The following is a 20,267-nucleotide window of genomic DNA, read 5'->3' as shown; positions in this document are numbered from 1 at the left end:
ATCGGGAGTTGCACTCTTTTCATTCTTACTAATTTGCTCACAGTTTGTGCCTCTTTTGGCGACTTTTAAAACCAAAAACTGACGCGAATTGGTATGACCTCACAAGGCGAATAATTCTATGAAACTATTATCAAATTCGCGTTGATAATAAAGCGAGATAGATTACTATCCATGTAGAGGGAACGGAGCGTTCAGCCTGTTTATACCCCTATGTTGAGTATTGAAAATAGACGTTTTTCATCACATAGGCGAACAAAGCTCCAAAATGAAAACAAAGATAAAGAAACACGGATTACGTATGAAAAAGCTACTTAGCACCATTGGCATTTTAGCCACCACTTTTGCCACCTCCTCTTATGCCACTTCTCACTCCGAAGAATGGCAAAAAATCGAACAACAAGCCGACGGTCAGACTGTTTATTTTCATGCTTGGGGTGGTAGCCAAGAGATCAACCGCTATATCCAATGGGCAGGCAAAGAGCTTAAATCTCGCTACAACGTGACGCTTAACCACGTAAAAGTCACCGACATTTCTGAAACCACCACTCGTCTTATCGCAGAAAAAGCCGCAGGGAAGAACAGCGGTGGCAGCGTAGATATGGTTTGGATTAATGGTGAAAACTTTAAATCAATGAAAGACAACCAACTGCTGTTTGGTCCTTTTGTTGACGGTCTACCAAGTTGGCAATATGTCGACAAAACACTACCGGTAGATGTTGATTTTTCAGAACCGACTGATGGCCTTGAAGCGCCATGGGGTGTCGGTCAACTTGTTTTTATCTACGATGAAGAGACGCTCAACAACCCACCAAGCTCGTACGCAGAAATGCTAAGTTACGCAAAAGCGTTTCCTAACCGCCTTACTTACCCTCGCCCACCAGAGTTCCATGGCACTAGCTTCATTAAATCTCTGCTCATTGAGTTAAGTAACAACGATCCTGCACTGCAAAAACCAGTGACCGACGAAGCATTCAAAACCGTTACGCAGCCTCTATGGGCTTACTTAGATGAATTCCACACTGTTGCATGGCGTGGCGGTAAACAGTTCCCTGGCGGAACAGCAGAAACCGTACAACTGCTAGATGATGGTCAGATTGACCTAGCTGTCACGTTCAACCCGAACGCGGTTTTCTCAGCACAATCAAGCGGTAACCTAGCAGAAAGTACCAAAGCATACGCAATGGACGCTGGCGCATTGTCGAACATCCACTTCTTAGCGATTCCTTGGAACGCAAATGCCAGTGCAGGCGCGCAAGTTGCTATAAACTTTTTATTGAGCCCTGAAGCACAATCTCGCAAAGGTGATATCAACATCTGGGGTGATCCTTCAGTGCTAAGCAGCCAGTACCTAACCGGCACGGCTAAGAATACTCAACAGTTCAAATCTATCGCGGAGCCACATCCAAGCTGGCAAGCAGCGTTAGAAAAAGAATGGCTGAAACGCTACGGAAATTAATACACACCCATGTTAAGAGCGCTGTATCTAGTTATTATCGCAGTTTGTATATTACCGACCATCCCGGGGCTACTCGGGGTGGTGGTGTCTGCGCTCGGCTATGTACCCCCTATCGGTTTGCACCACTTTTCACTGGATGGCTTTCATGCTGTGTTTGACTGGGAAGGTGTGTGGACGTCGATTGGACTGACTTTCTATTCCGCCATTTTCAGCAGCTACCTTGCTTGTTTGATCACTTTCGCGATTCTTCAAGCTTCATGGGGCAGCAAGTTCTGGCGCAAGATTGAAATGAGTCTTTCCCCTCTTCTTGCTATGCCGCATGTCGCGTTTGCTATTGGTTTCGCTTTTCTATTCGCACCAACAGGTATGGGCGTTCGTGTACTCAACCAAATGTTTGGTTACGATCCAAATGCGCAAACGGTGAATGACTTAGCGTTGTTGATTAAAGACCCACACGCACTGGGTTTGATCGTCATGCTTGCTATTAAAGAAGTACCATTTTTATTGTTGATGAGCATTCCTATTCTTCAGCAGTTAAAAGTTGAGAAGATTGAAAAAGTCAGCCATTCGATGGGTTACAGTTCCGCCCAAGCATGGTGGAAATGCGTTTTCCCACAATGGTTAGCGAAGTTGCGTTTCCCAATGTTGGCTGTTCTGGCTTACAGCTTATCCGTTGTGGATGTGGCGCTAATTATTGGCCCAACCAACCCTCCTACGTTTGCAGTGTTGGTCTGGCAGTGGTTTAACGATCCTGATTTGTCGCTCCTACCAAGAGCAGCGGCGGGTGCAGTGGTACTGTTTGCTATTGCAAGCCTATTAATTGTTTTTGCACGCCTTGTCGAATGGAGCATTACCAAAGGCTTTAAACGCTGGCAATACTCCGGCCGTAGCGGCTTCCGCTTACCGGGTAAGACCTTGTTCTCCATGATTGCCCTACTCGCACTGTTAATGGTGCCTTTGATGGTGGTATGGAGCTTTGCACAGCGTTGGCGTTTCCCTGACTTATTACCAAGCCGTTATAGCTTACGTTTTTGGGAATACGAGTGGCAAAGCATTCTTGGCACGCTAGAGCAAAGCATGTTGATTGCAGTTATCAGTGCATCTATTGCCCTTGTATTGGCGCTGATCGCTCATGAGTACCGTCTACGATACCGTTGGCAGGTGCCGGGGTACATCATCGCTGTACCTATGCTGATCCCACAACTTTCTGTGTTGTTTGGTATGCAGGTCGCCACTCTGTATCTCGACAGCAATGCGTATTTCTTCTGGGTATGCTGGGCACATGTCTTCTTCGCTTTCCCATTCGTTTACCTGTCATTGGATGGGCCTTGGCGCAGCTTCGACAACGGTTTGACTCGTGTCGCTCTTAGCCTTGGCAAATCACCAATGCAAGCTTGGTTGAAAGTGAAGTTGCCGATTCTTCTGCCTGCCATTGCTTTTGCTTGGGCCGTGGGTATTAGTGTGAGCTTGGCGCAATACCTACCAACACTAGTGCTGGGTGCAGGTCGCATCAGCACCATAACAACAGAAGCGGTAGCCCTCTCAAGTGGCTTCGACCGTCGTGTCACCGCGATTTACGCAATTTGGCAAGCGCTCTTGCCGTTAATGTTCTTCTCTTTTGCGATTCTACTTAGTCGTTTACACGTCAAGTATCGCCGGTTGTCTATTAAAGGTTTACTACCGAATGAGTCTTTGTCTCGAAAACCTCGCCATCCGTAAAACCAATGGCGACACACTTTTCTCTGCGTTCAACATGACCGTAAAGAAAGGTGAAATTGTTACCCTGATGGGCCCAAGCGGCTGCGGAAAATCCACCTTGTTGGATGCGATTGCTGGTCACCTGTCTTCCGAGTTCGACTATTCAGGCTCAATCACGCTCGATAACGAAAAGCTGGATGCTTTACCTGCGCACAAACGTCAGGTGGGTATTCTGTTCCAAGATGATTTGCTCTTCCCGCACCTCACCGTGTGGGAGAATCTGGCCTTTGCGCTGCCCGATTCAATCAAAGGCGCAGAGCGCAAAGAGCGTGCGATGCAGGCTTTGAAGCACATCTCGCTAACTAAACTTGCAGAGTCTTTCCCTGATCAAATCTCTGGCGGCCAGCGCGCACGTATTGCTCTCACCCGCATGTTATTGGCAAAACCGAAAGTTGCCCTACTCGATGAGCCATACAGCAAATTAGATAAAGATCTGCGCGTACAGTTTCGTAACTGGGTTGTGGAGCAGCTTCAACAAGCCCACATTCCTGCTTTAATGGTAACTCACGATGAGGATGATATTCCTGAGGGCAGTCGCTGCCTGAACTGGCCTTGGGAGACAAGCCATGCTTGATAGCCTAAGTATCAAAATCATTAAGTGGCCATTGGCACAAAGCGCAAAACTCATTGATAAATGTGGTGTGACGGCTAACCAAACCACCTTGTTTGGCTTCGCCCTTGGCTGTTTTGCCTTACCTGCATTGATGGCAGAGCAATACACGCTTGCATTAGCGTTTATTCTGCTAAATCGAATCTGTGATGGATTGGATGGTGCTTTAGCGAGAATTCAAGGCATCACCGATGCCGGCGGCTTCCTTGATATAAGCCTAGACTTCTTGTTTTATTCTCTGATTCCCTTTGGCTTTGTACTAGCAAACCCAGAACAAAACGCTGTCGCGGGCGCGTTCTTGATCTTCTCGTTTATTGGTACAGGAAGCAGCTTCTTAGCATTTGCGATCATGGCGGGTAAACGTGGTATCGATAACCCTGTCTACAAGCACAAATCTCTGTACTACATGAGCGGCCTGACAGAAGGCACAGAGACCATAGGTTGCTTCGTGCTGTTTTGTTTGTTCCCGCAACATTTTGCCGTGATTGCGTACATCTTTGGTGCAGCATGTTGGTTTACTACGTTTACGCGTATTTACTCCGGGTTTCATACGCTGAAACCATAAACAAAACTTCAAGAGAGATTCCTGATTGCAACGAAGGAATGCAGTCGGGAATCTCTATTCCATCATCCCTCAATAAAGCATCCCACTCACCACCAGCGTCACCACAATTCCAGAGACAAAACTCGGAAAATGCCACGTCCGCTGCTTAGCGCGGTAATACTCTTTTTGTAGGTCCTCTTGGTAGCTCTTTACGGCTAACTCTTTAATGTAGTTATTATGCATAACCTGTCCTCCTGACGTGTATTACAGATGGAGGATAAAAGCTCAAGTTAACTTCAGGTCAACGGAAAAAATTCAATTTCGGAGAATATTATTTGCGAAGGCTGAATCCCTCATTCCTAGCTCTCAAGCGCAATCAGTTGCACTTGTTTGTATCACAGTTCTGTTATGTCACTTGATCGTCGTCAATGGAACATCAATCTCTCACACCTTTCGATGTTCAAATGACATCAAGTTGCTAGCATGAGCCCATTCAAGATAACTCTGGGCTTGTTATGACTCCTACTGTCGACCACGTACTTCTCAATATCGCACTCAATCTGAGCTCAAATCGCTCTCATGAGCAGCAATACCAAAACCTGATTGACGGGGTGGCGCAAGTGTTCCCTTGCGATGCGAGCTGTCTGTTTATCTTTGATGAAGATGGCTTCCTAACGCCAGTCGCAGTAAAAGGTTTGTCGAGCTCAGTACTCGGTCGCCGTTACTTTCCTAAAGCTCATCCCCGTTTGGATGCCATCATTCATAGTCGCGAGCCTGTTCGCTTTGATGCCGACTGCGCCCTACCCGATCCATTTGACGGAACACTGTTAACCGAAGATCAATGTATTGACGTCCATGACTGCATGGGCTTTAGCTTGTACGTTGAGGGGCAACTTGTCGGCGCATTAACCATGGACGCACTTGCGGTTGGTGCGTTTGATCATATCGACCCAGTCGCAATCGAAACGTTCGCAGCACTAACGGCAGCAACACTGCGTAACATTGCGCAATTAAAAGCCCTTAAAGCGCAGAACCAGAAGCAAAAGAGCGTCACGCAAACCCTGATCCAACAGGCGCGCTCACAACACAGTGACATGGTTGGCTTAAGCCCACAAATCAATCAATTACGAAACAACATTGCGACCGTTGCTCAATCAGATTACGCAGTATTGGTAACGGGAGAAACGGGGACGGGTAAAGAGCTTGTTGCTCACTCCGTCCATGCTCAATCTCATCGCAATGATAAACCGATGATTTATGTAAACTGCGCCGCTCTACCCGAAGGTCTGGCAGAGAGCGAACTGTTTGGCCACGTAAAGGGCGCTTTTACCGGAGCAAATAGTCATCGTGCAGGTAAGTTCGAACTGGCTGATGGCGGGACAATCTTCTTAGATGAAGTCGGTGAATTGCCATTGATTTTGCAGGCAAAACTGCTGCGAGTTATTCAACAAGGTGAGTTGCAGCGTGTAGGTAGCGATCAGCATTTGATGGTTAACGTGCGCATCATCGCAGCCACTAACCGACAGTTAGAAAAAGAAGTGGAAGATGGCACATTCCGTGCGGATTTGTTCCATCGTTTAAATGTATTCCCAATCAAAGTGCCACCACTGCGTGCGCGTGATGGCGACATTCCAGTTCTTGCGGGGTATTTGTTAGAAAAAGTACGTCAGCAATTTAACGCACCAAACCTTCACGTTCACCCTAAGGTACTGACTCAACTAGAATCTCTGCCTTGGTATGGTAACGTTCGAGAACTTGAACACACCTTAACGCGAGCAGCGTTACATGCCATTCAACAAGGTGCGATCACCATCATGCTCAATCACTTTGATACTTCGTTGGTATTGGATGATGTAAAAAACACATCGCATTACTTGCCGAAAGAGAGTCAGCCAATGCGCGAGCTTGTAGAGAGTTATCAACGAGACTTGATTGAGCACGCTTTGAGCCAAACTGGCGGTGTTTGGGCAAAAGCAGCGGAGTTTTTACAAATGGATCGAGGCAACTTGTATCGCATGGGTAAAAAGCTCGGCATTAGCAAATAAAGTACCCTACTTCGCTCTTTTTTCTAGAAGGAAAAAGTTACCTCTTGAACAGAGGGATTCCGGATGGCTCGCTTAGACTCGTCCGGAATGACACCCAACACCAATGTACATTGGCTAACTGCCCCATCTGGTTTCACGCATTTCATTTTCTCTTCCACATTAGTGACAATTAAACAGCTCTAGTCTCCGCTTTCTTCTGACTCTTTAAACTCACCAAGTTTTCAGCAGCCCTATTGCGTCACTCCCGAAATCTACAGAGGCGCGGAATAGGGAATCTCTTTCTCCACACAACTTCATTAACTTTTCTTCTGTTTAACAAGCACTTCCACTATCGTCCGTTAAAACGTTTCTCGCGCGTTGCTTTTATCATCACATCTAAAACCCTGTTGTCATTTGTACATCATTCGTGTTGTCACAATCACATCAACTACGCAATTAATAAGCAATAAAACCACTAAAAATCAACAACATAACAATTGGCACGCATTCTGCTCTATAAGGAAAAACAAAACGACTATTACTACAATCACTGGAGAACCCAATATGTTCTGTATTCAATGTGAACAGACAATCCAAACCCCAGCTGTAAAAGGCTGTTCTTTCGCACAAGGTATGTGTGGCAAAACTTCAGAGGTATCCGATCTACAAGACGTGTTGGTTTACACTCTGCAAGGGGTTTCTTTTTGGGCAGCACGCGCGCTTGAATTCAACATCATCAATGATGAAATCAACCAATGGGCTCCAAGAGCATTCTTCTCTACGTTGACTAACGTAAACTTCGATCCTGAGCGTATCCTTGAGCTAACTTCTCAAGCAGCAACATACAAAGCATTGCTAAAAGACCAAGTCATGTCTGCCGCAACACTTGCTGACGAAGTCGTATTGAACGTACCTAACGTTGCGAACTTCGAGCTGCCAAACAGCGCAGAAGAAATCCTAGCATTTGCTCCTCAAGTGGCAGTAAACCGTGGTAAAGACCAAGTACACGAAGACGTTATCGGCCTGCGCCTACTTTGCTTGTACGGTCTAAAAGGTGCTGCAGCGTACATGGAGCACGCGCGAGTATTAGAGCAAACCAACAATGATATCTTCGCGGAATACCACGAAATCATGGCTTGGTTAGGTACTGACCCAGAAGATCTAGGCGAGCTATTAGACTGCTCAATGCGCATCGGTCTTATGAACTACAAAGTGATGGAAATGCTGGATCATGGTGAAACAGCAACGTTCGGTCACCCAGAGCCAACCACTGTTAACGTTAAGCCAGTGAAAGGCAAATGTATTCTTGTTTCTGGTCATGACCTTCACGACCTAGAGAAAATCCTGCAACAGACTGAAGGCAAAGGCATTAACGTTTACACCAACGGTGAAATGCTGCCTGCACACGGTTACCCAGAGCTGAAGAAATACCCTCACCTAGTGGGTAACTACGGTAGCGCTTGGCAGAACCAACAGAAAGAGTTCGCTAACTTCCCTGGCGCGATTGTGATGACATCAAACTGCCTATTGAACCCGAACGTTGGCCAATACGCAGACCGTCTATTCACTCGTAGCATTGTTGGCTGGCCGGGTGTCGCTCACCTAGAAGGTGATGATTTTAGCCAAGTCGTTGAATGTGCATTAGCGCAAGAAGGCTTCCAACATGACGAAATCGAACACAACATCACGGTTGGTTTCGGTCGCAACGCACTAATGAACGCAGCACCAGCGGTTATCGACCAAGTGAAGCAAGGCAACATCAAACACTTCTTCCTAGTAGGTGGTTGTGATGGTGACAAAGCAGAACGTAGCTACTACACCGACTTCACTGCAGAAGCACCAAAAGATACGCTAATCCTAACGCTGGCTTGTGGTAAATACCGCTTCAACAAGAACACGTTTGGCGACATCAATGGCATCCCTCGCCTATTGGATGTGGGCCAATGTAACGATGCGTACTCAGCAATCCAGCTTGCACTGGCACTTGCGAAAGAGTTCGATTGCGACATCAACGAGCTACCTCTAACGCTTGTTCTGTCTTGGTTCGAGCAAAAAGCGATTGTGATCCTACTTACGCTATTCGCTCTTGGTGTGAAAGGCATTTACACGGGTCCAACAGCGCCTGCATTCCTGACGCCAAACTTGATTGCGATTATCCAAGAGAAGTTCGACATGCGCAGCATTGGCAATGTTCAGGACGACCTTAAAACCATCCTAGCAGCGTAATCGCCTCGCTTATCACGCGCCTCCTTAATTGGGGGCGCTTCTATCTATTGAGTACTCGATAACCAAAGAGATTGTTATGTTTTTTGAATGGCAAGGCAGTCAACCTGTCACGTTACGCTGTGTAGATAAATACCATGAAACTGCCGATGCAGTGAGCCTCAAGTTGGCAGACCTGTCAGAATCGCTCTTGTTTGAATTTAAAGCCGGTCAGTTCATCAACCTTGGCGTTGAAATCGATGGCAAGATGGAGTTTCGTGCCTACTCACTCAGCTCTCTTTCCGGTGACGATTGCCTGCAACTGACGATAAAGCGTGTCGAAGGCGGTAAGGTATCCAACTACATCATCGATAAGCTTCTCATTGGCGATTCAGTTCAAGCGCTTCCTCCTACAGGTGATTTCAACTGCATTGATCATCCACCAATCGAGGTCAACGGTAGAAAGAAAGCACTGCTCATTAGTGCGGGCTGTGGCATTACGCCTGTATTCGCGATGGCAAAAGAATGGCTAGGCAACGACGCTGGTGTTGATATTGAGTTCCTGCACATTGCCCGTTCTAAGCCGGAAACCATCTACTTTGATTTGCTGGAGACCTACCATTCGGTTTATCCAGATTTCAATTTGAAATTGCTACTGAAAAACCGTGGTGAAACACTATACCCAGAAGGTCGTTTGAATACCGAGTGGTTAAAACAACTGGTGCCCGACTTTAAACAGCGCACGGTTTACCTATGCGGTCCAAATCAGTTTATGCTTGACGTCCAAAGCTATTTGAGTGAGCTTGGCTTTGATATGGCGAACTTCTTCCAAGAAAGCTTTACTCCTACAGCCAGTGAAGAAGCTGAAGTGTCAGATGAAAGGCCAGTGTGTCAGTACCTGACTTTGCTCAAACGATCGATGCGCAAAAAGGTCAAGTCCTCGCAGACGTATTGGAAGGTGCTGGATTACCGTTGATCGTCGCTTGTCGAAGCGGCATTTGTGGCTCTTGTAAGTGTAAGGTTCGCAAAGGTAGCGTTTCTTCAACCAGCCTAGAGACATTGACCCCAGAAGAAATTGAGCAAGGCTATGTACTCGCCTGCTCTTCGACAATTGAATCCGATCTTGAAGTACAGATTGGTTAAAGCCGTTGATACGAACATTAAAAAAGCGCCGTACTAGGCGCTTTTTGTTTATGGAAAAATATTATTAAACTCAGAAGTTTCTTTATCTAAACTCAGCTAAACAACAAAACCTTCAGTGCAGCTTCGCTATCTACATCCATAAACTCTGGTGGGTTGTCCAAACGCTCACGGAATGTCAGCTCTGGCGCTTCTTCCTTCATGCTTTCAATCAAGAAGTCGCTAGTCACCGATGGCGAGTTAACACACGCTAACACCTGGCCACCTTCTGCCAACAAATCTGGCAAACGGCGTAGAATCTTTTTGTAGTCTTTGGTTAGTGCAAAGCTGCCTTTCTGGAATGACGGCGGATCAATGATGATCATATCGTACTGACCGGACTTCTTAATCTTGCCCCACGACTTAAAGATGTCGTGTCCCATAAAGCTCACTTGGTTGATGTTATGACCATTCAACTTATGGTTCTCACGACCTTTTGACAGCGATGCTCTCGCCATATCCACGTTAACCACTTTATCTGCGCCACCAGCAATTGCGGCAACAGAGAAGCCACACGTGTAAGCAAACAGGTTAAGTACGTTTTTGTGCTTCGCATTTTCACGTACCCAGTCACGACCGTAGCGCATATCAAGGAACAGACCGAAGTTTTGGTTACGACCGATGTCTAGCTGGTACTTCAAGCCACTTTCTTCAACCACAGGTCGAGCATCTAGCTCACCCAACAGAACTTCTGAAGGTGCACCGTCAGCGTAACGGTACTGAATCACGATCGTGCGACCTTGTTTCTCTGCCCAAAGAGCAGATTCAGCTAACGCGTTCAATCCTGCTTTTAATTCGCTAAGAAACGTCTCATCCACTTCTTTAAATAGGTTGATGATCAACTGACCTTGTAACCAATCACATGTGATTTGCTCTAAACCTTCGAAGCGGCGACCACGACCGTGAAACAGTCGGCGGATTTCATTGGGAGCTTGTGTTAGCTCGGCTTCTAGATGCTGAAAAAACAGCGGAAGTTGTGATGCTTGCATCGAATTCTCTTATTAGTTTTCTTTGTGATGGTTATTTAATCGTAGGCCAGTTCAGCTCCCACGGAGAGAGCCAAGTGTCGAGACCTTGGGATACCGTTTCATTGTGCCATTTGCTGCCAAGCGCTTTGTGTTCACGCGGATCGCAAACAAAGCAATGTGTTTCATCTTGATATGGGAAACACAGTGAAAATGCATGCAAGTAGCCACGGTCAGCTTCATTGCCTGCATTATAAATAGGATCGCCAACAATACCCGAACCAACGGATTTTAATGCCACGCGAATTTGGTGTGTTTTGCCAGTATGTGGCTTACATAAAAACAAGCGCTCTCCCGGCTCTGCAGCGAGGGAGAAGAATTGGGTAATCGCGGGATTCGTTTTACTGTTAACCAATTTCCATGACGAACGACGAGAGCGTTCCATGTCACCCACTACCAGTCCTTGCTTCTTCTTAGGCTTTTTCGAACCAATCGCAAGGTAGAACTTCTCAACTTCACGATCTGCAAATGCTTGCGACAACGCACTTGCTGCTTTTGCGCTGCGACCCAAAAGCAAAATTCCAGACGTCATTTTGTCGAGACGGTGGATAAGATACAACTGCTCATCACCACTTTGTTTCGCTACTTCTTGCAGCAACATGGTATCACCATCGTCCTTATGTACTGAGACGTTGGGATGTTTATTGATGATCAGAAAATCTGGATGGGTGTGTAGAATGTCGAACATAAAAAACTGGCTCCACGTTTGGAGCCAGAAGTATACCGATTCTAAGCAATTAGGCGAGCTTAAACTTACCCACCAGCGCTTCCAATTCTTGAACTTTACGGTTCAGACCTTCTACGCTTTGCGAGCTGTCATTCGCCAATTGTAATGAACGGTTTGAGATATCGCTGATCGAGGTAATGTCAGCCGCAATTTCTTTCGTCACTGCAGTTTGCTCTTCCGCTGCCGTCGCGATTGAGTTCACCATGCTTTGGACATGCGCCGCACCAGAAACGATTTCTTCCAATGAGTTCACCGCACCCGAGCTTTGACTCACACCAATCTCAACCAAACGACAGCCATCTTCCGTGTAAGTCACGGCCTCTTGAGTGCCCACTTGAATCGCTTGAATGATCTCACCGACCTCTTGTGTTGCCTTTGTTGTGCGTTCAGCCAGAGCGCGTACTTCATCGGCAACCACAGCAAAGCCACGACCAAACTCACCTGCACGCGCGGCTTCAATTGCCGCGTTCAATGCCAGAAGGTTCGTCTGCTCTGCAATGTCTTCAATCACTTTGATAACCGCGCCGATCTTCTCACCATGAGAGCCTAGGCTGTTCATCTGCACCGACATATCCGACATTTGCTGTGATACTTGCTGAATGCTTTCCACCATCTCAACAATCACGTTGCGACCTTGTTCAGCGGTTGATTCCGACTTGCGTGCTTCTTCAAACGTCGCAGCACCTTGCTCGGCAACTTGAGAAATGGTCAAGCTCAACTCTTCTGCCGCAGTCGCGATCAAGTTTGCTTTATCAGATTGGCTGCTCGCACCCGACACAATATCTTGGCTCACAACGGACAGTTCACCGGTAACAGATTTTACTTCTTCCGATACGAGCGAAATTGAACCAATAAGGCTAGTCAATGATGCTTGCATCTTATTTAGGGAAGTCGCTAGGTTAGCCAACTCGTCACCCGATTTATCTTCAATCGGTTCTACCGTTAAATCACCTTCAGCGACACGTTGCGCCAGCTCGTCCAGCTTACTTAAACGAAGAGTAATCGAGTTAGACAACAAGTACGCAATAACCGCGGTTGCAATAAGCGCAATCGAGCCAAGTACATAAATCGTCAGCTCAATGCTGTTAAATGAATCAGAAAGATCCAGTAGCGCTTCACTGGTACTTTGGCGACCATCCGTTGATGCTGCATCAAGGATAGATTCAATCGGCGCTAGGTTAGCGTCATAAAGAGAGCGAAGGCGCGCAACGTTTTCTTCAACGTTTTCTAAACCAAGGTTGGTTAGCACCTGAGATTCAAAATCTTGGGTGAAGTTCGCCATGTAACGTTCCATCTTCTCGATGTTACGGTAATCTTCCCCACCAACCGTCTCAAGACGTTTCACTTCTTCAATTGCGGCTGCGAACTCTAGCTTATTGGATTGGTAATCCGCTTGAGCACCCGCAACATTAACGATGCTACCTAAAGCATCGCGGTACACGTCACCTGCTTCATCAATCAAGATTAAGTAGTTAACGGTTTCAGGAACATCGTCCGTTCTCACCTCATCAGCTACTTTGTGCGAGTTCAACACTTCTAATGTAATGATCCCTATCATCACTAGCATGATTGCCAAAATGCCACCGAAACTCGCGTACAGTTTTTTACGAACAGACATTGTCACTAATAACCTTCCTTACCCTTGTCTTCTATTTTTTAACTTGGTTTATCCACACATTTACACATGCTTTGTAAGGATTATCGGAACGAACAACTGCAACTTTAATACATTTTTTTGTGATCTAAATCTCTTTGCGAGTGATCTCACAATTAATACCCATAATTAATATGAATTAACTCATTCTTATAAATGATAAATATAAAAAAGCGGGAGCCTGTTAAGACTCCCGCTTTCTATCGTTTGTTTAATCTAGATATTTATAGCTTTCTAGAGAAGATACCAGCGACTGCGATGATACCAATACCTAGTAGCATGATTTCGCCTTTACCGCTGTCGAAACCAGACTTGATACCCATGAAGGCTACGATTGCGATAGCAACTGGGATTACGTATTTAACTAGGTTGTACCAAAGACCAAACAGTGGGAAAGATACTTTACCGTCGTTAGTAATTTCTTTCTCTAGGTCAGCACGGTTTAGACGCCAGCCTGCGAAGATACATACCAACATACCGCCAACTGCTAGGAAAATCTTATCCGTTAGTAGGTCGAAGATATCAAATGCGCCCGTACCGAATAGTGTTGGACCAACACCACCAAGTGATAGCGATGCGAACACACACAGTGTCGCCATTAAAACACTTGCAGAGATAACCGCTGTTGAACGCTTCAGACCTTTCTCATCAATTAGGTAAGAAACCACAACCTCTAGTAGAGATACAGAAGACGTCAGTGCCGCTACTGTTAGACCAATGAAGAACATCAGAGCAAATAGAAGACCAATTACGCCGCCCATTTCAGCAAACAGTTGAGGTACAACTACGAATACTAGACCTGGACCTGCTGCTGGCTCCATACCGAATGCGAACATTGCTGGGAACATTGCTACACCCGCTAGGATTGCAACACCTGTGTCCATTGCCGTAACCATACCGGTTGTTTGAACTAGGTTCTCTTTCTTCTTCAGGTAAGAACCGTAAGTCATCATACAACCCATACCTAGACTTAGAGAGAAGAATGCCTGACCTAGCGCCGCTAGAACGACATTGCTGTCTACTTTCGAGAAGTCTGGCATGAATAGGAACTCAAGACCTGCCATTGCGCCCGGTAGCATCAGACCTTTCACTGATACAACGATCAGGATAAGGAATAGAAGAGGCATTAGGATTTTACCCGCTTTCTCGATACCGCCAGAAATACCTTTCATTACGATAACGATGTTTAGGAACAGGTAAACACCCATCCACATTAGCGGTTGAACTGGATCAGAAATGAATCCGCCGAAGCTGTCACCAATGGCTTCAGGAGCACTTAGTAGACCACCACCTACTTTAAAGATGTACGCTAGCGCCCAGCCACCTACTACAGGGTAGAAACCCATGATCAGTAGACCACTTAGTACGCCGATAACACCCGTAAATGTCCAACGACGGTCAGTAGATTTGAAAGCACCTACTGCTGAAAGACCTGTCTTACGACCAATAGCGAATTCAGTAAGCATTACGCTAAAGCCGATAAAAATAACAAATAGAAGGTAGATTGCAACGAACGCACCGCCGCCGCTCTCACCAGCTGTGTAAGGGAATTTCCATATATTGCCTAAACCGACAGCGGAACCCGCTGCTGCCATTACGAAGCCTAGTTTAGACCCCCACGTATCACGTGGTGCTGCTGTATTTGTAGCCACGCTTTTTCTCCAAAATGTATTGTTGTGTTTGCATAGAGATAGGCGTCTAGAATATGTTCGTGTAAAAAATAATGTACACTTTATAAGATGTTTGTATGACGCTCTATGTATGGCAAGTAAAGCAGTTTCAATTTAAAATTGGAACCCCGATCAGCACATTTATCGCACAAATGTATCATTGTTCACGCTAAATGCTGCTTTTTTTGCGCAAAAGTTAAAGTTTCATCCAACTTTTCACACCTCAGTAACACAAACCCCCGTTATAAAATTCATTTCACAACACAAAATCACTTATCCGTGATGGTATGAAAATAGTTTCCCGTTCCGCCATTTACGCTTAATATCCATATTGGGCTTATTACTTTTGGCGTATATGGACAAGTTCTATCACTTTCTCACCCTAGCCAGCATCGGACTTTATTGGTTCCTAGTCGCTGGTGTTACTATTCGTGTCGTATTAAAACGTCGCGCTGTCAGCGTTTCTCTCGCATGGCTCATGATCATCTACATCCTTCCGGTGCTTGGTGTTGCCTGTTACTTCCTGTTTGGTGAGCTCAACCTTGGCCGAAAACGTGCGGAACGTGCCAAAGTCATGTTCACACCGTTCCAACAATGGTTCACTCAGTTAAATGATTGTAACGCGCATGTTCCAGAAGCCATGGGCCGTCACATCTATCGCATCGATGAGTTATGTAACAACCGTCTTGGCCTTCCAGCACTGAGTGGTAACACGCTTTCACTTCAACAATCGCCGGATGAGATTCTCCATTCAATCATTGAAGATATCGAAAACGCACAACACAGCATTCGAATGGTGTTCTACATTTGGCATCCGGGCGGCTTGGCCGACTCTGTTGCTTCTGCATTGATTCAAGCTGCGAAGCGTGGCGTGGATGTTAAGCTGCTGCTCGACTCAGCTGGTAGCCCTCGCTTCTTCCGTAGCCCTTGGTACAAGATGATGAAGGATGCAGGCATCGATGTGGTGCAGGCATTAGAAGTAAAGATGTGGCGTATTTTCCTTCGCCGATTGGATTTACGTCAGCATCGGAAGATCATCGTGATTGATGACGAGATAGCCTATACAGGTTCTATGAACTTGGTTGATCCTGCTTTCTTTAAACAGAATAGTGGCGTGGGTCAATGGATCGATATCATGGTGCGTGTTACAGGGCCAACGGTAAACGTATTAAGCGCTATCCATTGTTGGGATTGGGAAGTAGAGACTGGCGAGCGTCAGTTTCCAAAGCACCCAGAGTGCCGCATTGACAACAGCGATGAGTTTCAACATCCAATTCAGGTGGTTCCATCTGGTCCGGGGATGCCAGAGTACTTAATTTACCAAGTGCTTACGCTGGCCATTAACCAAGCAAATCGCTCTGTCAGAATCACGACGCCTTACTTTGTGCCGAGCACAGACTTATTGGAAACGCTTAAAATGACCGCACAACGCGGTATTGAAGTGGAACTGATCATTCCGCATAAGAACGATTCGATGATGGTCCAGTGGGCTTCACGTGCGTTTTACAGTGAGTTACTTGCTGCAGGCGTCAAAATCTATGAATTTTATGGCGGTTTACTACACACGAAATCGGGGGGGGTTGACCAACAATTCTGTTTGGTTGGTACGGTCAACATGGACATGCGAAGCTTGTGGCTGAACTTTGAAGTGACGCTTGCGGTAGACGACGAAGAGTTCACAAGACAAATGTCGTGGCTACAGGATACTTACATCAGTCAGTCTCATACGGTTGATAAAGTCGAGTGGGAAAAGCGCAGCATTTTTTCTCGATTCCTAGAGCGTGTTTTCTATTTATTTAACCCATTACTGTAATAAATAGATTAAAACCGATAAATCCATACAAAACCGACAGATTCACGCTGTCGGTTTTCTTTATCCCCCTCTTTACTCCTCATGTTCACATGATGCTCTGACGAGCCCTGTCATTTCCATTTTTCCCTTGCAAACCACCCTTGGTCCATGTTTTAAATATTGAAAATCGTAATTTAGACAGGGAATTTTTATGTCAGAAGGCAAAAAGACCAAATTCGTTACCGCAGGTCGAGACAAGAAATGGACTAACGGCGTGGTAAACCCACCAGTACAGCGCGCTTCAACCATCGTTTTTGATACGGTTGCTGAAAAGAACCAAGCAATGATCAACCGTACAAATAAAACACTCTTCTACGGACGCCGTGGCACGAATACGCACTTTGCTTTCCAAGATGCCATGGTTGAGATCGAAGGCGGTGCGGGTTGTGCCCTATACCCATGTGGTACTGCTGCGATTTCTAATGCCATCCTGTCTTTTGTTGAAACGGGCGATCACATCTTAATGGTGGATACCTGTTACGAACCGACTCGCGACTTCTGCGACACCATCATGAAGAAGATGGGCGTCGAGACAACTTACTTTGACCCTATGATTGGTGAAGGTATTCGTGAGCTTATTCAACCGAATACCAAAATCTTGTTCCTAGAGTCTCCTGGCTCGATCACCATGGAAGTGATGGATGTCCCAACGATGGCGAACATTGCTCATGAGCAAGACATCATCGTCATGTTGGACAACACTTGGGGTGCCGGTGTGAACTTCTCACCATTCGAGCACGGCGTTGATATCTCTATCCAAGCTGCAACCAAGTACATTGTTGGTCACTCAGATGTAATGTTGGGTACGGCCGTTGCGTCAGAGAAATACTGGGACCAGCTGCGCGAGCAAAGCTACCTTATGGGACAATGCGTTTCTCCTGATGATGCATACCTTGGTCTGCGCGGTATTCGTACTTTGGATGTTCGCTTACGCCAGCATGCAGAGAACAGCCTGAAAGTCGCACAGTGGTTGGCAAGCCGCCCTGAAGTCGATCACGTTCGTCACCCTGCCCTAGAAAGCTGCCCTGGTCATGAGTTCTTTAAGCGCGACTTTACCGGTGGTAATGGCTTGTTCTCATTCGTATTGAAAAGCTCGTACCCGAAAGCAACTACAGCATTGTTGGATGGCATGAAACACTTCAGCATGGGTTACTCATGGGGTGGTTTTGAGAGTTTGATTTTAGCTAACGAACCAAAGAGCTTTAACAGTTTGCGCACAGTGGCGAATCCAAACTTCGAAGGCACACTTGTCCGCCTTCACATCGGTCTTGAAGATGTTGAAGATCTCATTGTCGATCTTGAAGCTGGCTTCGAGCGATACAACGCACTCGTACTAGAAAAAGAAGCCTCATTATAAGCATTCAGAACAACTATTAAATAGCCTCGTACTGCGAGGCTATTTTTTTGCCCCTCATTATAGAGTTACTAACTCATTGTCTTAATTAGAATTAACTAACATTCTAATATTCATCAATCCAATGTTAATTGAATCTGTTGATTTTCTTTTGAGTAATCACAGATTAAAACAATGTGCCACAAACGAACTTCTCAACCGCAAAACTTATCTCCTATTTTATAAAACTCATAAGAGGTCATACCACAAGGAGATGGTTTTGAAACTCAGATTCATAACAACAATGCTTTTCGTTTTAAGCACCCTACCCTTTGCATCTGCCAACGCCAGTGGTTACACGGAGACTAAATATCCCATCGTTCTTGTTCATGGGTTGTTTGGCTTTGATACCTTAGCCGGTGTCGATTACTTCTATGGCATCCCACACTCTCTGACCAAAGATGGCGCAACGGTTTATGTTGCCCAAGTGTCTGCGACTAACAGCAGTGATGCTCGCGGTGAGCAGCTTTTGGCACAGGTTGAAACACTGCTTGCTGCAACAGGCGCACAGAAGGTCAACTTGATTGGGCACAGTCACGGGGGCCCAACAACACGTTATGTCGCCTCCATACGCCCAGACTTAGTGGCATCCGTTACCAGTATCGGAGGGGTAAATAAGGGCTCTAAAGTTGCAGATATTGTGCGCGGTACGGTGCCTGAAGGCTCTATTAGTGAAGGCGTGGCCGTGAAGTTGGCAGAAGGACTCGTCACACTGATTAACTTACTTTCTGGTGGCACAGACCTCGACCAAGATCCTTTGGCCTCTTTAGAAGCTCTAACCACCGAAGGTTCTTTGGCGTTCAACCAATATTATCCGGAAGGCATCCCAACCAGTGAATGCGGAGATGGTGATTTATTGGCATCCAATGGCGTGTATTACTACTCATGGACGGGCGCTTCAAACTTTACCAATCTGTTTGACCCAACAGACGGCGCAATGGTCGTATTAGGCTTGGCATTTGATGGTCCAAACGATGGCCTTGTTGGGGCATGCAGTACTCACCTAGGTAAGGTGATTCGAGACAACTACAAGATGAATCATCTGGATGAAATCAACGGATTACTTGGCATTCATCACTTATTCGAAACTGACCCAGTCACACTATATCGTCAGCATGCAAATCGCCTGAAACTGCAAGGTCTATAAAAAGGAACTTATCATGAAGAAAGCCGCTCTTGTCATTGTGTCCGTTGTATCACTCGTTAGTGTAGGAGCGGTTTATTTGTTTCAACCTCAGTCAGCGAAGCCAACAAAGGCGCATTCACAACAAGACACTACAGTTGATCTTTCCTCCCAGAAAGACTTCTTTGAGTACTCATTGAGCAGTCTTGGGGAGCAAAGCCTTGAAGAAATCAAAGCCAACGTAAAAGCCGGCGAATCACAATCAAATTCACTGGGTATCAACGCTGAGCTGTTCGAAACTTATCTCGCCTACAAAGAAGCGTTATCCAAGCTAGAACCGTTCGAAGGAAATTCACTGTCATTGATGGAATTGGAACAACTGAACAACGCCATCTTGTCGATGCAGAGCGAATTTTTTACCGACGAACAAATTGATCAACTTTTCGATGAAGAAAATCGCTTACGTCAGTTAGCAATAGATAAACTCGCCATTCAAGAAACTGAATTAGACGCGGATTCTCAACAACAAATGCTCGAAGAAAATCTCGCCTCTCAACCTGAATATATTCAGCAAAGTGAGCGCAATAACGCACTAGTGATTGAACTAAATCAGACCTCGGAAATGTCTGCACAAGAGAAGTATTTGGCTCGTGTTGATTTGGTGGGTGAAGAAGGCGCCGAACGACTACAGGCTTTGGATGAACAACGAGCCTCGTTTAATGCATCACTCAACGATTATTTAGAGAAACGAGCGGAGATCATCAACAATGATTTCCTCGGCGAAGAAGAAAAGAAAACAGAAATCGCCGGATTAAGAGAACAAAGCTTCGAGCAAAACCAATGGCGTCGCGTCGAAGCTTTAGAAAGAATTCATGATAGTGAGTCACCAAACTAGATACTTAAAGTCCAAGAGTCATTAAGGAAAATATCAAAAAACGTAAAGTGTCCGGAATCGCCCATTAAAGACGCCTTGCATTTAAAACCTCACACCTCTGAGATATAAAAAAACCAAGCGTCATTTCTCTAAAAATGTGCTCTATTCAAGGGGTA

The 20,267-nt window shown here is 45.9% G+C and carries 15 protein-coding genes and 1 pseudogene; 11 read left to right on the top strand and 5 right to left on the bottom strand.

Annotated features, from left to right (window positions below; genetic code table 11):
• Positions 1-298 precede the first annotated feature (298 nt).
• The 4 genes from ATB78_RS06125 to ATB78_RS06110 are packed head-to-tail and all read left to right on the top strand — an operon-like array spanning position 299 to position 4,389.
• Entirely contained in the window at positions 299-1,456 is a 1,158-nt protein-coding gene (locus tag ATB78_RS06125) for an ABC transporter substrate-binding protein (protein ID WP_038894783.1), read from the top strand.
• 9 nt (positions 1,457-1,465) lie between these two features.
• A complete protein-coding gene (locus ATB78_RS06120; RefSeq protein ID WP_061008108.1) occupies positions 1,466-3,175 on the top strand; it encodes a hypothetical protein in 1,710 nt (569 codons plus the stop codon).
• On the top strand, positions 3,141-3,788 hold the full coding sequence (locus ATB78_RS06115; protein WP_020194921.1) for an ATP-binding cassette domain-containing protein: 648 nt from the start codon (positions 3,141-3,143) through the stop codon (positions 3,786-3,788). The genes ATB78_RS06120 and ATB78_RS06115 overlap by 35 nt, the downstream gene beginning before the upstream one ends.
• A complete protein-coding gene (locus tag ATB78_RS06110; RefSeq protein ID WP_005450653.1) occupies positions 3,781-4,389 on the top strand; it encodes a CDP-alcohol phosphatidyltransferase family protein in 609 nt (202 codons plus the stop codon). The genes ATB78_RS06115 and ATB78_RS06110 overlap by 8 nt, the downstream gene beginning before the upstream one ends.
• 69 nt (positions 4,390-4,458) lie before the next feature.
• Here ATB78_RS06110 and ATB78_RS29825 read toward each other — a convergent pair whose 3' ends face one another.
• Entirely contained in the window at positions 4,459-4,611 is a 153-nt protein-coding gene (locus tag ATB78_RS29825) for a hypothetical protein (RefSeq protein ID WP_170001019.1), read from the bottom strand.
• A gap of 272 nt (positions 4,612-4,883) precedes the next feature.
• On the opposite strand from ATB78_RS29825, the gene norR reads away from it, so the two are divergent.
• The 3 genes and pseudogenes from norR to ATB78_RS06095 all read left to right on the top strand — a co-directional run bounded on the left by norR (position 4,884) and on the right by ATB78_RS06095 (position 9,737).
• Positions 4,884-6,413, top strand: coding sequence for a nitric oxide reductase transcriptional regulator NorR (gene norR, locus ATB78_RS06105; protein ID WP_061008107.1), 1,530 nt, complete (start codon positions 4,884-4,886; stop codon positions 6,411-6,413).
• 543 nt (positions 6,414-6,956) lie between these two features.
• Entirely contained in the window at positions 6,957-8,618 is a 1,662-nt protein-coding gene (hcp, locus tag ATB78_RS06100) for a hydroxylamine reductase (protein WP_061008106.1), read from the top strand.
• A gap of 76 nt (positions 8,619-8,694) precedes the next feature.
• A pseudogene (locus ATB78_RS06095) lies at positions 8,695-9,737 on the top strand (hybrid-cluster NAD(P)-dependent oxidoreductase).
• Between the two features lie 92 nt (positions 9,738-9,829).
• Here the strand turns inward: ATB78_RS06095 and ATB78_RS06090 are convergent.
• The 4 genes from ATB78_RS06090 to ATB78_RS06075 all read right to left on the bottom strand — a co-directional run bounded on the left by ATB78_RS06090 (position 9,830) and on the right by ATB78_RS06075 (position 14,831).
• Positions 9,830-10,762 carry a class I SAM-dependent methyltransferase gene (locus tag ATB78_RS06090; RefSeq protein ID WP_041055300.1) on the bottom strand — a complete coding sequence of 311 codons (933 nt, stop codon included), beginning with the start codon at positions 10,760-10,762 and terminating at the stop codon, positions 9,830-9,832.
• Between the two features lie 31 nt (positions 10,763-10,793).
• A complete protein-coding gene (locus ATB78_RS06085; protein ID WP_061008105.1) occupies positions 10,794-11,486 on the bottom strand; it encodes a TIGR01621 family pseudouridine synthase in 693 nt (230 codons plus the stop codon).
• Positions 11,487-11,535: 49 nt separating this feature from the next.
• Positions 11,536-13,149 (bottom strand): methyl-accepting chemotaxis protein, encoded by a 1,614-nt coding sequence (locus tag ATB78_RS06080; RefSeq protein WP_061008104.1) that lies wholly within the window; start codon positions 13,147-13,149, stop codon positions 11,536-11,538.
• A 254-nt stretch (positions 13,150-13,403) separates the two neighbouring features.
• The gene (locus ATB78_RS06075; protein ID WP_081096568.1) at positions 13,404-14,831 is read right to left on the bottom strand and encodes a sodium-dependent transporter; all 1,428 of its coding nucleotides are present in this window, start codon (positions 14,829-14,831) and stop codon (positions 13,404-13,406) included.
• 373 nt (positions 14,832-15,204) lie between these two features.
• On the opposite strand from ATB78_RS06075, the gene cls reads away from it, so the two are divergent.
• From cls to ATB78_RS06055, 4 genes are all read left to right on the top strand, one after another.
• Positions 15,205-16,662, top strand: coding sequence for a cardiolipin synthase (cls, locus tag ATB78_RS06070; protein WP_061008103.1), 1,458 nt, complete (start codon positions 15,205-15,207; stop codon positions 16,660-16,662).
• A gap of 190 nt (positions 16,663-16,852) precedes the next feature.
• Entirely contained in the window at positions 16,853-18,058 is a 1,206-nt protein-coding gene (locus ATB78_RS06065) for a cystathionine beta-lyase (RefSeq protein ID WP_061008102.1), read from the top strand.
• 280 nt (positions 18,059-18,338) lie between these two features.
• On the top strand, positions 18,339-19,241 hold the full coding sequence (locus ATB78_RS06060) for a triacylglycerol lipase (RefSeq protein WP_061008101.1): 903 nt from the start codon (positions 18,339-18,341) through the stop codon (positions 19,239-19,241).
• Between the two features lie 13 nt (positions 19,242-19,254).
• Positions 19,255-20,112 (top strand): lipase secretion chaperone, encoded by an 858-nt coding sequence (locus ATB78_RS06055; RefSeq protein ID WP_061008100.1) that lies wholly within the window; start codon positions 19,255-19,257, stop codon positions 20,110-20,112.
• Positions 20,113-20,267: the final 155 nt, after the last annotated feature.

It is taken from the genome of Vibrio sp. CUB2 (assembly GCF_001557945.1).
GTDB lineage: Bacteria > Pseudomonadota > Gammaproteobacteria > Enterobacterales > Vibrionaceae > Vibrio > Vibrio owensii.
This window is presented reverse-complemented; position numbering and strand designations above follow the sequence as displayed.

Coding starts and splice junctions, on each gene's coding strand:
- ATB78_RS29825 (WP_170001019.1), bottom strand. CDS start 4,611: ATGCATAATAACTACATTAAAGAGTTAGCCGTAAAGAGCTACCAAGAG.
- ATB78_RS06115 (WP_020194921.1), top strand. CDS start 3,141: ATGAGTCTTTGTCTCGAAAACCTCGCCATCCGTAAAACCAATGGCGAC.
- ATB78_RS06125 (WP_038894783.1), top strand. CDS start 299: ATGAAAAAGCTACTTAGCACCATTGGCATTTTAGCCACCACTTTTGCC.
- hcp (WP_061008106.1), top strand. CDS start 6,957: ATGTTCTGTATTCAATGTGAACAGACAATCCAAACCCCAGCTGTAAAA.
- ATB78_RS06090 (WP_041055300.1), bottom strand. CDS start 10,762: ATGCAAGCATCACAACTTCCGCTGTTTTTTCAGCATCTAGAAGCCGAG.
- ATB78_RS06055 (WP_061008100.1), top strand. CDS start 19,255: ATGAAGAAAGCCGCTCTTGTCATTGTGTCCGTTGTATCACTCGTTAGT.
- norR (WP_061008107.1), top strand. CDS start 4,884: ATGACTCCTACTGTCGACCACGTACTTCTCAATATCGCACTCAATCTG.
- ATB78_RS06110 (WP_005450653.1), top strand. CDS start 3,781: ATGCTTGATAGCCTAAGTATCAAAATCATTAAGTGGCCATTGGCACAA.
- ATB78_RS06120 (WP_061008108.1), top strand. CDS start 1,466: ATGTTAAGAGCGCTGTATCTAGTTATTATCGCAGTTTGTATATTACCG.
- ATB78_RS06065 (WP_061008102.1), top strand. CDS start 16,853: ATGTCAGAAGGCAAAAAGACCAAATTCGTTACCGCAGGTCGAGACAAG.
- cls (WP_061008103.1), top strand. CDS start 15,205: ATGGACAAGTTCTATCACTTTCTCACCCTAGCCAGCATCGGACTTTAT.
- ATB78_RS06060 (WP_061008101.1), top strand. CDS start 18,339: ATGCTTTTCGTTTTAAGCACCCTACCCTTTGCATCTGCCAACGCCAGT.
- ATB78_RS06085 (WP_061008105.1), bottom strand. CDS start 11,486: ATGTTCGACATTCTACACACCCATCCAGATTTTCTGATCATCAATAAA.